Annotated in this window: 11 protein-coding genes; 7 read left to right on the top strand and 4 right to left on the bottom strand. The window is 58.6% G+C overall.

Annotated elements, in window-relative coordinates:
• Positions 1–73: 73 nt before the first annotated feature.
• Positions 74–1330, bottom strand: coding sequence for an ATP-grasp domain-containing protein (locus ACGHIZ_RS04180; RefSeq protein ID WP_373199814.1), 1257 nt, complete (start codon positions 1328–1330; stop codon positions 74–76).
• 234 nt (positions 1331–1564) lie between these two features.
• Between ACGHIZ_RS04180 and ACGHIZ_RS04175 the strand changes: the two genes are divergently transcribed.
• Both ACGHIZ_RS04175 and ACGHIZ_RS04170 read left to right on the top strand, forming a co-directional pair.
• Positions 1565–2197 (top strand): MOSC domain-containing protein, encoded by a 633-nt coding sequence (locus tag ACGHIZ_RS04175; RefSeq protein WP_226812443.1) that lies wholly within the window; start codon positions 1565–1567, stop codon positions 2195–2197.
• Positions 2198–2431: 234 nt separating this feature from the next.
• Positions 2432–3565: a glucosaminidase domain-containing protein gene (locus tag ACGHIZ_RS04170; RefSeq protein WP_118081795.1), complete on the top strand. Its 1134-nt coding sequence runs from the start codon at positions 2432–2434 to the stop codon at positions 3563–3565.
• A 39-nt stretch (positions 3566–3604) separates the two neighbouring features.
• On the opposite strand, the gene ACGHIZ_RS04165 is transcribed toward ACGHIZ_RS04170, so the two are convergent.
• From ACGHIZ_RS04165 to ACGHIZ_RS04155, 3 genes are all read right to left on the bottom strand, one after another.
• Positions 3605–4978, bottom strand: a complete 1374-nt coding sequence (locus ACGHIZ_RS04165; protein ID WP_229090626.1) for a serine/threonine-protein kinase — start codon at positions 4976–4978, stop codon at positions 3605–3607.
• Positions 4979–5073: 95 nt separating this feature from the next.
• Positions 5074–5496 (bottom strand): XRE family transcriptional regulator, encoded by a 423-nt coding sequence (locus tag ACGHIZ_RS04160; protein ID WP_118081799.1) that lies wholly within the window; start codon positions 5494–5496, stop codon positions 5074–5076.
• A gap of 47 nt (positions 5497–5543) precedes the next feature.
• Positions 5544–5987, bottom strand: coding sequence for an FxLYD domain-containing protein (locus ACGHIZ_RS04155; RefSeq protein ID WP_390449364.1), 444 nt, complete (start codon positions 5985–5987; stop codon positions 5544–5546).
• A gap of 222 nt (positions 5988–6209) precedes the next feature.
• On the opposite strand from ACGHIZ_RS04155, the gene ACGHIZ_RS04150 reads away from it, so the two are divergent.
• The 5 genes from ACGHIZ_RS04150 (at position 6210) to ACGHIZ_RS04130 (ending at position 13191) form a co-directional block, all read left to right on the top strand.
• Entirely contained in the window at positions 6210–8531 is a 2322-nt protein-coding gene (locus ACGHIZ_RS04150; protein ID WP_390449361.1) for an NAD(P)/FAD-dependent oxidoreductase, read from the top strand.
• A 21-nt stretch (positions 8532–8552) separates the two neighbouring features.
• Positions 8553–9830, top strand: coding sequence for an aconitase X (locus tag ACGHIZ_RS04145; RefSeq protein WP_390449359.1), 1278 nt, complete (start codon positions 8553–8555; stop codon positions 9828–9830).
• A 14-nt stretch (positions 9831–9844) separates the two neighbouring features.
• Entirely contained in the window at positions 9845–10288 is a 444-nt protein-coding gene (locus ACGHIZ_RS04140; RefSeq protein ID WP_195544163.1) for an aconitase X swivel domain-containing protein, read from the top strand.
• Positions 10289–10398: 110 nt separating this feature from the next.
• Positions 10399–11820 carry a M20/M25/M40 family metallo-hydrolase gene (locus tag ACGHIZ_RS04135; RefSeq protein ID WP_390449356.1) on the top strand — a complete coding sequence of 474 codons (1422 nt, stop codon included), beginning with the start codon at positions 10399–10401 and terminating at the stop codon, positions 11818–11820.
• 51 nt (positions 11821–11871) lie between these two features.
• A complete protein-coding gene (locus ACGHIZ_RS04130; protein WP_349117182.1) occupies positions 11872–13191 on the top strand; it encodes an MFS transporter in 1320 nt (439 codons plus the stop codon).
• Positions 13192–13218: the final 27 nt, after the last annotated feature.

Below are 13218 nucleotides of genomic sequence, written 5' to 3'. Positions count from 1 at the left end.
TGATGACGCTTGCGCAATTGCGCGTATCATACCCGCGCCCGCCCGATGCAAACCGGACGGGCGCCGCGCTCATCTACTTGTAATACGTCTTGAACAGCTTAAAGTGGCGCAGCTTGGTGTGCCACATGCGCAGCCAGCGGTTAAAGACAAAGTCGCCCTTCATAAACGAAGGGTCGGCGCCCTTGCCTTCCTTGTCCAGGCGATGCACCTTAGCGCGCAGCTCGGGATCCTTGACGTACTTGTCGACGACGCCCATGGGGACGACCATCCACAGGGCCTCGTCCTGAGCCGTCACAAACTCCGGCTCAAACGGACGGTTGAACACATACTCGTCCACCACATACTTGGCAACGTTAAAGCCGCTGTTGGTAACGTAGTAGTTGCTGCGGCCCTGGCGCGTGTTGAAATCGAAGAACTTAAACGAGCCGTCGCGCTCGTCGTACTTAACGTCAAAGTTGGAATAGCCCACAAAGTGAAGGTCCTCGAGCAACTTGCGCACGCCGCCCATGAGCTCGTCGTTGGGCTCGGTAATGATACAGGCATGGTTGCCGACACCGTGGGGCTGATGCTCCTCGAGCAGCACATGGCCCAGGCACATCATGCGCACCTTGCCGTTGCGGTCGGAATAGCTGGTGAGCACGCGCATGTACTCGTCGTTGCCGGGCACGCGATCCTGCAAGATCAGGTCGTCGGTGTAGCCGCTGGCATACGAATCGCGAATGACCTGTTCCAGCTCGGCGCGGTCGGCAATCTCATAGGCCTTCTTCTGGCCCTCGAACTCATGCTGCCACCACATGATGCCGTCAGAAGGCTTCAGAATCATCGGGTAAGGAAAATCGATCTGGTCGAGCACTTCGGCAGGCGCCTCACCCTGGGCATTAAGCATCGCCTTGGTAAAGGTAAACGTGTGCGGATAGGGCACGCCATGCTTCTCGCACAGCTCGTAGAAGATCTCCTTCTTCTGGCACTGCTCGAGCATGCTGTAGGGCGCGTAGGGAGCGACGATGTTATCCGCCAGCTCATGAGCATCCTTGGCTTGAGCCACGAGAGCGACATAGTTATCGCCACAGCCCACAAGGACAATCGTCTTGTCGGCATGCGCTTGGGCAATGCTGTTGACGGTTTTGAGCATCACGGGCATGGTGTCGATATCCACGTTGGGCGTGTAGTCGATAATCTGGCTGCGGTACGCGGGACCCGTCTGATACTTGCCAAAGACCAGACTCTTGACCTGGTACTCCTCGTAGAAGGCGCGCGCCACCGAATAGGCGTTGATGTCGCCACCGAGCAGCACGGGAATGAACTCGCGCTCTGTAAATTGCAATGCCATGGAAACTTCCTATCATGAACTGCCCACACAACGGGCGGTTTTTGCGCAGCTGAATTATTCTAGCGTGCCAAGCCGCCGGCGCCCAAAGCTCCACCGTATCTATGGCAATCGACGTAATCGTCCAGCACGAAGGCCAGCACGAAGACGGCGCTCGCCGTTGTATGACAATGGGCAATGAACCTACCATTGTTGTAGGATTCAGTGTATTGACATCTTCGAGCGAAAGGCGCACACGTGCCCCAAGACCATCCGACCGATAATCCCATCCTCAATGCCGCGAGGCGCGAGCTGGCAGAACGTGCGAAAGCGACCGCTCCCCTGTGCACGGCAAACGACGCCTACAACGGACCCGCCCGCATTGTCTCGATCAACACGTCGGCACACAAGGGCACGCGCAAGTCGCCCGTCGCCGACGGGCACGACACCGTTATAGAGCAATTTGGCCTCGCCTCTGATGCGCACGCCGGGCATTGGCACCGCCAGGTTTCCTTTTTAGCTGCAGAGTCTATCCAGACGGCGCAGGCGCGCGGGCTCGATGTGCACGAGGGCGACTTTGGCGAGAACTTCACAACCCGGGGCATCAACCTGCTCTCGCTCCCCTTGGGCACACAGCTCAAGCTTGGCAGCGAGGTGCTTGTCGAAATCAGCCAAATCGGCAAGGTCTGCCACACACGCTGTGCCATCTACTATCTCGCCGGCGACTGCATCTTTCCCCACGAGGGCGTTTTTGGCGTGGTACTAAAGGGCGGAGAGGTCTACGCCGGCGACGATATCCAGGTAATCAAACTCGGCGACGGCACCTGTTCGTTCACCCCCGCCGAGGCCCTCGAAGAGATTGAGCAGGCTCGCCAGAAGGGCACGCTGTAGTTATAAAACCCCACGTTGAGATGGCTTTTACAGCCCAAAACTCCTCTCAAACAGAGCTCTGTAACGTTAAAGTTGAACTCTATGGTTTCTCAACAATTCATCATAACTGCAGGTCAAAGCCAAAGCCTCAAGTTCAACTTGACCCTTTAGAACCTTTAAGGTTCAAGTTGAGGTCGAAAGCAGTAGTAGAATACCTTTCGAACTATAACCTACGATTGATTGCAGAGGGACTGGATGCAGCATTCGAACCATCGCACCGCAGCGCTCATCGCGTCGAAGCCGGCTCGTATCATCACGAGCGCCGCGCTTGCCGTTACACTGACGGCCGCGCCGATGCTCTCCCCCGTCGCAGCCTATGCCGCCTCGCAGGCAACGCAGGATCAGCTTTCCGCTGCCCAGCAGAAAATCGAAACCGCCACGAGTGCCTACAACGAAGCCCGCACCAAGCTCGAGGATCTGCAGAAGCAAATCGACACTAACGAGGCAAGCATCGAGAAGATCGAAGCCGAACTTCCCGATCAACAGGCCAAGGCGAGCTCCGCCATGCGCGATCTGTATAAGTACCAGAAGGGCACCAACCCCATCGTGAGCTTCCTGGTCAACGCGCAGAGCCTGGGCGAGTTCATCACCACCTGCAAGTACACCAACCAGATCACGAGCTCGAGCGTCGACGAGATCGAAGAGCTCAACAAGATGCAGACCGAACTCGAGCAGAACAAGACCGAGCTCGAGCAGGCCAAGTCCCAACTCGAGACCGAGCAGAAAACCGCCGAGGACGCACTGGCACAGGCCCAGCAGCTTCGCAGCGAAGCCCAGGCAAAGGCCGAGCAGGAGAATGCCGCCGAGCTGGCCAAGCTCGAGGCCGACAAGGCCGCTGCCGCCGAGAAGCTCTCGGGCGAGGGCGTGAGCGGCAACAACTCCAACAGCCAGGCCAATAACGCCAACACCACTATCGACACCACGGTGAACAACTCCAATACCGGCAACTCCGATTACGACTCGTTTATCAACGAGTGGACGAGTCGCATCGACAACTACCTCGCCGGCTCCCCCATGGCAGGCCAGGGTTACAACTTTGCCGTGGCAGCCTGGAACACCGGTGTTGACCCTCGCTGGTCTCCCGCCATCGCCTGCATCGAGAGCAGCAAGGGCCTCTATTGTGCCGGCTCCTATAACGCCTGGGGCTGGAGCGCCCGCGGCGGCGGCTGGCGGAGCTTTGGTAGCTGGAGCGAGGGCGTCTCTGCCCACGTTGCCTACCTGGGCGCCAACTATGGCTCCACGCTTACCCCGGCAGCCGCCAAAAAGTACTGCCCGCCCACGTGGCAGGACTGGTACAACAAGGTTGCAACCCAGATGAACCGCATCTAAGATCAACGTCAAAGGGCCCCAATTGGGGCCCTTTTTCTTTTACGCGACGGAGGTATCGACGACGCCAGTCGCGTTTGCAATGGCAACAATGATAATCATTGCCAACAAGAGCACACCCATAGCCTTGAGCCAAAGCTTTGCAAGCTTTTTACCGCGGTATCTATCGAGTAGCTCAAACCGCCGGCGAAGGCGGCGTTTGTCGAGCATCACAAAATGGATGAGCACTACGAGACCGTCGACGAAGATAAAATACTCAATCGCGAGAAACCACATCGGGTAGTTTTGGTTGGCGCCCGTAGGATGAAAAACGGCAAAATGGCTTCCGGCAAAGAAAACAAGTAGCGAAAGATAGACGAATGCGTTCCAAATGCGCCCAACGGTGTCGGGAATGCGGGAGAGTAAATTCGGGCGCTCAGGCACCAACGGCAATCCACCCTGAGACTGATCCGTGGGGAGCACGGGCGCAGGGCACACGGCTCGCCGCTCCGGAGGCTCTTGAAAGGAAGCAGCATTCGGCGCGGACGACGCATACGATGCGCGTGCAGCGTGCCCTAGCGCCTTCGCGCTTGCAAAGCGCTTGTCCGGATCGAGCGCCATCGCCATGCAAATAACATCGGCAAGCGAGGCGGGGACGTCACGTGCCTCGCATTGCTCGCGTATGTTCCGACCTGGCTTGGGATCGGCCCCCGTCAGACAAAAGAACAGCAGGGCACCGAGCGCATAGACATCGCTGCGCACGCTCGTCTGGCCAAAACCATACTGCTCGGGCGGCGCATAGGGACGCGTGCCAAACTTAACGGTATCGGCATCGGCTCCCTCGCGCCACACGCGAGCGATTCCCAAATCGATAATCACCAGCGATGAAAACGTCATGCCTGTATCGGGAGTATAGTTTGCGCCCGACACGATGATATTCGAGGGCTTTAGGTCGCGATGGATCACCGGAGCGGCCATCTCCCCCGCCGACGCAAAGCCGGCATGGAGCTCCGCAACTGCATCACAAAGGGCGCCAAACAGCTCACAAGCATAATCGGGCGTCGCACCCAAACGCCCCACCAGGGCCCCGAGCGTTTCGCCTTCGATGTATTCCATGACCACGCAAAGCTCGTCGCCCACGCGGCGGCAATCGACAATCCGAGGCAAGTGCTCGTAACGTCGCCCAGCATGCTGGGCCGCAAACAGGCGTTCATACGCCCCGCCAATCTGGGCCGACGCGTCGATGCGCTTGCGAACAAAGGGGCCAAGAGATCCTCCGCCGGAGCCCTCAAAGTACACGAGCTCGGTCGTCTCGACGTCGGAGTGCTTGAGCACACGGTCTACGCGATAACTGTCATCACGCTCAAGTGACGCCAGGTGTCCGGCGAGCGCAGCAGTCAGCTCATCATCGGAATATGTTGGGCTCTGAGTATCCATAGCGTCCATAATAACGCAGGGCACGGACGCCCCATGACGCCCGTGCCCTGCACGTTCTAAATATCGTGAACACCGCTTCCGCCGGCAGCTAGCTGTTAGCTCACCGTCTCTTCACCAAAGCGATACAGCTCCTCGTTCACCTTTTGCAGGCTGCAGCCACGATCGATACAGAAAATGATGATGGCGTCACGGCGGTCCTTGCAGTTGAGGACATTGACGCCCGCCGCCGTCAAGGCGCGGTTGGTCTCCTTGAGCGTCAGCGCCATGGCAAAGGCAATCTGCAGCACCTTATTGCGGCTCGGATGCCGCGCACCGGTAAAGATCTGATAGCCAAACGTCTCGTTGAGGTCGGCCATACGCACCACACGCGAACGCTCCAGCCCCTTTTCTTCCAAAAGCTGTTTCAGATACCCCGAAAGCGACGGGGCGGTAAAGTCGTGCTCTTTGATATAGCCCTCGATACTCGGAGCATCGAGCAGCTCGTTGAGCAACTCTTCGGTTAGCTTCTTATCGGGCATATGGCCTCACCCCCCAGCTCGCATAGTAACCATGTTTTTAATTCTAGTTAAAAACCGCTCACGTCAGAACGTTCCCAGCTGGCAACCTGGTCGGGAGATACCGTGCTCATCGCTTCGAACTTCCAGGTGCCGCCCGCTTTGAGATGGTTGGTGTTCGCAAGAGCCGTTCCCACCTGATTGCCGTCTACGTCATACAGAACATACTCAATCTGAATGTAGCTTTGCTCTTTATCCGTATTATTGGTCAATGTGCCAGTGATCTTATACGCGAACTGATTAGACGCATCCCCGGCCTCATCCGAAACCGTATAGGGTTCTTGTGCCTCTTTTTGCTCCTCGACTTGCTGAGTCTGTTCGGCAGGCATTGCTGCATCACCCGTAGACGAATCAGACGAGTTACCGCCCATAGAACCTACGACGCCGGCAACAACAAGCACCACGATGACACCCAGAATGATCTTGCCGATCGGCTTCTTTCCCTCTTTTGCCATTATGCATCCTTCCCACGATCCGGCTACCGTGCCGGCACACAGCACATCGTAGGAGGCAGCGAGTTCAAATTCATTAGCTGGGAGCTAATGTCGCGACACAACTTGCCATCCGACGCTCATTGAGTCTTTTTTCCTTCACCGAACTCATACCTTTGTTGTTGACTATTAAACATTTAGACGTAAACTGCTTTGTTACCTTGTCAACATCTGAAAGGAACCTCATTGGGAAAAGACGTACTGGTGCAGCAACTCGTCGACTCATTCGACAGCTGGCCCGCCAAAAATTCCGGTTGCGGATCGTCCCGCATGACACAAGAGCTCTATCCTTTTGACAAGCTCTTCTCTCCCATCAAAATTAACAAGCTCACCGTCAAAAACCGCATTGTCATGGCACCGATGGGCAATATCGACATGTGCGAGGAAACTGGCCGCCCCAGTGGCATGATGCTGCAGTACTTTTTCGCCCGCGCCAAAGGCGGCTGCGGCCTCATCACAACAGGACTCGTGCCGGTAAGCCACGGCATCGATACCACGGTCACCGAGCTGGACAAGCTCACCTATTTCCCGCGCATCGATCGAAGCCGAACCGTTATGGCAGGCTGGCGCGACCTTGCCCAAGGTGTCCATGCCTTCGGATCGCGCATTTTTGTCCAGCTTACGGCCGGACTCGGCCGCGTGGGCAACCCGCAATGCCTCATCACGCAAAAGAAGTTTCCGGTCTCGGCGAGTTTCTTGCCTAACTACTACATCCCCGCCATTCCATGCATGCGCCTCTCGGACCAAAAGCTGCGCCGTATCGTAAACAATATCGGCCAAGCGGCGGCCGATGCTCATGCCATGGGCATCGATGGCGTCTATTTGCACGGGCACGAGGGTTATCTTATCGAGCAGCTCGGAAACCCCGCCTTTAACCATCGCAAGCTCGGACGTTATGCCGATTGGCGTCAGTTTGGCCTCGATATGATCAAAGAAATCCGTCGCCGCGTTGGGCCCGACTACCCCATCATGTACCGCATCGACCTTTCGCTTGCACTCGAGGAAACCTATGACGAGCAGGTCATGAATTCGACCTATCTGGGACGCATGCGCGGCGGCCGCACAGTCGAACAGACCCTGGGTTATATGGAAGAGCTCGTGGCGGCGGGAGTAGACATCTTTGACGTCGACCTTGGTTGCTATGACAACTGGTGGATGCCCCACCCGCCTGCGAGCATGCCCGCAGGCTGCTTCGTTCCCGTGGCGCGCGCCGTTCGAGAGCGCTTTGCCGCCGACAATATCCGCTCCAATGCCGGCCTTCCCGTACCCGTTGTCGCGGTGGGTAAGTTGGGCTACCCCGACATTGCCGAACGCGCCCTTCGCAATGGCGACGCCGATATGATCATGCTCGGACGCCCGCTGCTTGCGGATCCCGAGTGGCCTAACAAGGCGTACGCCGGTCGCGTGACAGATATTCGCCCCTGCATCGGATGCCAGGAAGGATGCCTCAACGAGTTTGTCGAAGGGGGCCATCCGCAGTGTGCCGTCAATCCACGCTGCAGCTTTGAATACCTCATGCCCCAGACACCCGCTCCCGCCAAAGAACCCAAACGCATAGCGGTGATAGGAGCCGGACCCGCTGGGATGGTCTGTGCGCTAATCGCCGCGCGTCGTGGCCACGACGTAAAGCTCATCGATGCCGAAGATGAACTTGGAGGAAAACTCCTCTCCGCCAGCGCCGCCCGGATCAAGTTCGACCTCGATAACTACCGATCATATCTTGTTCGACAGGTGCGCGAGCAGGCAGAAAAACCCAACGGGAACCTGACACTCGAACTTGGACGGGCAGCACGCGCCGAAGATCTTGCAAAAGCAGGCTTCGACGCAATCGTGTGCGCGACAGGCACTTCCAATGTAATACCGCCCATCCCCGGTCTTACGGAGCTTGCAGCATCGGGTCATGCCGTGCTGGCAACGCAGCTACTGCGCCAACCCGCGCTGCTTGGCAACGCCAAAACCGTCACCATCATTGGCGGAGGGGCCGTGGGCTGCGAGGTTGCCCAATGGCTCACCGTCGAACACGGCATACCACAGGTCAGCGTAATTGAAATGCTGCCTCACATGATGCAGGGCGCCTGCACGGCAAATCGCGGCCACCTACTCCATACGCTCAGGGGACGCAATGTGCGGCTCCTCAATATGACACGCGTCGAGCGCGCGGAAGTCGGCGGCAAACGCGAGTCTGGAGCCCCATCGAGGTGTGCGCGTCTCCACTTGAGTCGCAACTGCCACAAAAACGTTCCCGACCCCTACGTCTCGTGGTCACCGGTCTTGCCCGAGAACGTCGAAAACCCGCTTGCACCCAAAATCGGCAACGACTGGAAGTCACTCGAGCTAACCTGCGACTTGGTAATCATTGCCTGCGGCGGACACCCCGACGACGCGCTGTTCTACAAACTGCAGCAGACGCACGCCGCTGACGAGCTGCATAACATCGGCGATGGGTTTGCGCCCGGCCGTGTGCTCGAAGCGGTCCGTGCGGCATACCGACTCGGCACCAATATCTAACACGAAAGGATGGGCTCACAGATGAACCTGACCTCCCAACAACAAGCCCTGCTCGATGGCGCCAAGGGCCCCGCCATGGCCAAAGTGGTCAAGACCCTCGTTATGTACGGCGAATGCTTTGGCGCCGAGCGTATGGTTCCCGTGACCGGCGCAAACGGTCATCTTGTCACAAGTTTTGGCCTCTCCATGCTCGGTCCAGTCTATGACCTTATGGATGAGCTGCTGAAAGACGGCGCCCTGTCCGGTCAGTCATTCTCGGTCGACCCGAGGCCCCTCGACCCCGCCGTCCCGGCCAACCCGCTGCAAAAGCTGCTGTTCAAGATTATGTATTCCAAACAAGACGATTATGAGGCACAGCTGCGCAGCATGGGTCTATTGGACAACGATGCTTTCACCTGCACCTGCTACCAGCCCGAGGTTGGCAATCGACCTCGGCGTGGCGACATCCTAAGCTGGGCAGAAAGCAGCGCCGTGGTCTTTGCCAACTCCGTGCTGGGCGCTCGCTGCAATCGCAACTCCGGCATCATCGAGATGTTCGGCTCAATTGCCGGCTTTGTCCCGGAATTCGGCCTGCTCACCGATGAGGGCCGCAAGGCGACCTGGATCATCGAAGTCGACTGTAAGCGCAAGCCCGAAGCGCAAGTGCTTGGCAGCGCCATTGGCATGAAGGTGATGGAAGACGTCCCTTACATTAAAGGCCTCGACCGCTGGCTTGGCCGCGAACTCACACCCGGCACGCAGGACTACCTTAAGGACATGGGCGCCGCCAGCGCATCGAACGGCGCTGTCGGGCTCTACCACGTGGACGGCATCACGCCCGAGGCCGTCGAACAAGGCGAACACCTCATAGCACCAGACGCCCGAATCTATCGCATTGACGACGCCGAGCTGGAACGCATCCGCTCGAGCTACCCCGTTATGTGGAAGAACCCGGGCGCGCGCCCCAAGCTTGCCTTCATCGGCTGCCCCCACCTCTCGTCTGCACAACTCGCCCATTGGGCAGACGCCATCTGCGATGGGCTGAGCGCCTCCGGCAAGTGCCGCGTGCAAGTACCCACCGTACTGACCGCCGCCCCATCCGTGGCAGACGCCTTCCGCAAGACTGCGGCATACAGACGCCTCTCGACTACCGGTGCCGTCGTCTCGAGCATCTGCCCGCTTATGTACACCAACAACCCGCTGTGCGGCATCATGCCCATCATCACCAACTCCAACAAGTTGCGTACGTACTCGGCATCGCGCTACTACACCGACGACGAGGTGCTCGCCTACGTCACCACCGGAAAACCAATCAAATAGGAAGGCGACTCCTCATGGAAAAAATCTTTCACGGCCGCGTCGTTGTCCCCGGAACTGCCCACGCCAAGGCACTTGTCTCTCACGGAGGGCTCAACACACTCGCATCGTTTCAGAAGGCACTGATGTTTGGCGACAAAAAGGCCACGTGTTCCGACCAAAACAATCCCGACTTGTACGGCAAACCTTTGGCGGGATGCGCCTTGTGTCTTCCGCAGACTATCGGCTCCACCACAGGCGGCATGGTGCTCTTCTGCGCCACCAAAATGGGGCGCCAACCCGCATGCCTGCTGTTTTCCAAACCCATTGACAGCCTTGCCGCCGCTGGCGCGATCCTCTCGGGTGTATGGACCGACACCCCCATGCCCACCATTGACAACCTGGGCGATGAGTTTCTCGATGCTGTGTCGACGGGAGACGCCATCACCGTGACCGAAGACGGCACGGTCATCGTCGGCTAAGGCTATCCGACCCGCCGCCCGCAAATGAACAACGTGTTTCGCCATTTCCCACGCGCGGTGCGGGCGATAATCTTGACGTATTCGATATACAACACGAAAGGAGTCCCACCATGGGAGCATCGGTATCGGTCGCACAGGGCGCGCCTCTTGATGCAGGCACCTACAAGGCAGACGAGGCAGCCGTCGAGCGCTTTTGCGAATTGCTGCGCATCCCCACCGTTTCGCGTGAGAACATCGCCGAGCGCGATGATGAGCCCTTCAGCCAGTGGATTCCCACGCTTCAGCGACTTTATCCGCATTTCTTTAAAGTCGCCGAGCTCACACGCGTCGACGACTTTGGCATGCTCCTGCGTTGGCCTGGCGCCGATTCCGCCTTGGACCCCATCGTCATGATGGCGCATCAGGACGTCGTGCCCGTCGAGGGCCAAGACTGGAAGCACGATCCCTTTGGAGCCGAGATCTTCGACGGCGAGATCTGGGCCCGCGGATCACTCGACACCAAGTGCATCGTCTCGGCTTTCTTCGAGGCCGCCGAGCATTTGATTGCCCAGGGCTTCGTTCCCCCGCGCGATGTCTGGTTCTTCTCGAGCGATGGCGAGGAAATCGCCGCACCTACTGCAACCCATGCAGTGCAGTGGCTTCGCGAGCATAACATCCATCCCTACATGGTGCTCGATGAGGGTGGCGCCGTGGCAACCGACGCCCCGCTCGGCGTCACCGAACCCGTTGCCATGGTAGGCGTGTCCGAGAAGGGCCACGTCGACCTTACCGTCACGGCGCGCGCCGACGGCGGCCATGCCTCTACGCCTGCGGCAAACGATGCCTGCCGTCTTCTCTGCCGTGTATGCGAGACTATCTCGGCCAACCCCGGCAAGCCGCAGCTCACGCCCGCCGTCGAGGCCACACTGACCGAGTTGGGTGCCCGTAGCAGCGCGACGTATCAGGCAATCTTTGGCAACCTGTGGCTCACGCGCCCCGCGGTTACCAAGATTATGGCCGCCAGCCCCGAGACCTCGGCCATGCTGCGCACAACCTATGCGCTCACGCAGCTCGAAGGCTCCAATGCGCACAATGTGCTGCCACCAGTTGCTCGCGCCAACTTCAACGTGCGCATCGCTCCGTTCGAGACCATCGCTGATGCCGTTGAGCGCGCCCGCAAGCTCGCCGCCCAGCAGTGCCGCGCCTCGAGCGTAAGCCCCGACCATGTCACCGTCGAAATCAACGAGGCGATTCCCTACACCGAGCCCGCGCCCATCTCGACTTACGAAGACGATGCCGCCTTCAACTACATCCATCGCTGCGTGTCGGGTGTCTATCCCGAGGCCGGCTTTGCTCCCTACGTGCAGAACTCCTGTACCGACTCGCGCGAGTTCAACGAGATCTGCGGTCGCGTCTACCGCTTCTGCGGCTTTATCTACTCGGGCGAGGCGCGCAAGCTCATCCATGCCGCCAACGAACGCATCGGCGTCGACGTCTACAAGCGCGGCATCGAATTCTATGTGGCGTTTCTCGCCAACCTTGAACAACTGTAGAACGGGGGCCGATAGCACCCCTCCCCGCTTTTACCGACCAGGAGAACCAGCATGACCCAACCAAATCTTAAGCGGGCGGCCCGGCTCGACACCAAGGCCGTCGCCCTCGCCTCCCTACCCTTTATGGGCATGATCAGCTTTTGGCAGGTCTACGACGGCATCGTTCCCAAGATGCTCACAGGGACCTTTGGCCTATCCAACTCGCTCACCGGCGCGATCATGGCCATCGATAATGTCTTTGGCCTGTTCCTGCTTCCGCTCTTTGGCATCCTCTCGGACCGCTGCGCAAGCAAACTCGGGCGTCGAACGCCCTTTATCTTGGGCGGCTCCGCGGTGGCAATGCTCTCCGTCCCGCTCATCGCGATCGCCAACAACATGGGCAGCCTACCTCTGCTCATTGGCGCGATTATCCTCACGCTTTTTGCAATATGCGCCTACCGCACCATGACGGTTGCCATTGTGGCCGATATTACGCCTCGCCCACTTCGAACCAAGGCGGACTCAATCGAAAAGATCGTCGGCTATGCGGGAACGGGCCTTATGCTCGTCGCCATCTCGGTCATGGTTCCCAAGGCCGACAAACCCGATTATCTCCCGCTCTTTATCTTGCAGGCCGTCTTTATCCTCGTGTCGGCCGTTGTCTACGGCGTCTTTGTCCGTGAGCCCGCCCTCGTCGAAAAGATGCGCGAGAAATCGCTGTCCATGGGCATCGACGAGGATCAGATTGACAAAGATGACTCCCCCGAGGCCGGCGGTAAAAATCGCATTGCAGACGCCGGCGTACGCCGCTCCATCATCATGCTGCTCGCCGCAACGTTTTTCTATTACATGAGCTATAACGCCATGACCACCAATATCAGCCGTTATGCCGATATGTTCTACGGCATGGAGGGCGGTTCCTATGCCATCATCAATATCGTGACGATTGCAGGCGCGCTGCTAAGCTACGTACCCCTGGCAAATCTTTCGCTCAAAATCGGCCGTAAAAAGGTCGCCCTGGGCACCGCCGTCATCATGGTTTTATGCCCCGCGCTTCTTTGGCTGGCACCCGGTTTCTCGCCCGTGCTGTACGGCGTCTTTTTGTTGATGGGCGTTGCGCTGGGCGGCGTGGACCTGTGCGTGTACACGATGATTCTGGAGTGCTGCAGCTCCCAAAGCGTGGGCCGCTACTCCGGTTACTACTACACCGTGAGCATGGCGGCTCAGGTGGCGACACCGATTCTCTCCGGCATCGTTATGGACGTGGCGCCGTCGATGCTCTTCGCCTACATCACGGCAATGGGCATGTTTATGGCCGCGAGCATTGCCGCCGCCAAGCACGGCGATGCCATCTTGATCGACGAGGTCGCTCGCCGCGAGGCAGCAAAGTAGGAGACCGAATTAACTACCGTGCGAAAG

It is taken from the genome of Collinsella sp. i05-0019-G5, from assembly GCF_042851345.1.
Taxonomy (GTDB): Bacteria; Actinomycetota; Coriobacteriia; order Coriobacteriales; family Coriobacteriaceae; genus Collinsella.
This window is presented reverse-complemented; position numbering and strand designations above follow the sequence as displayed.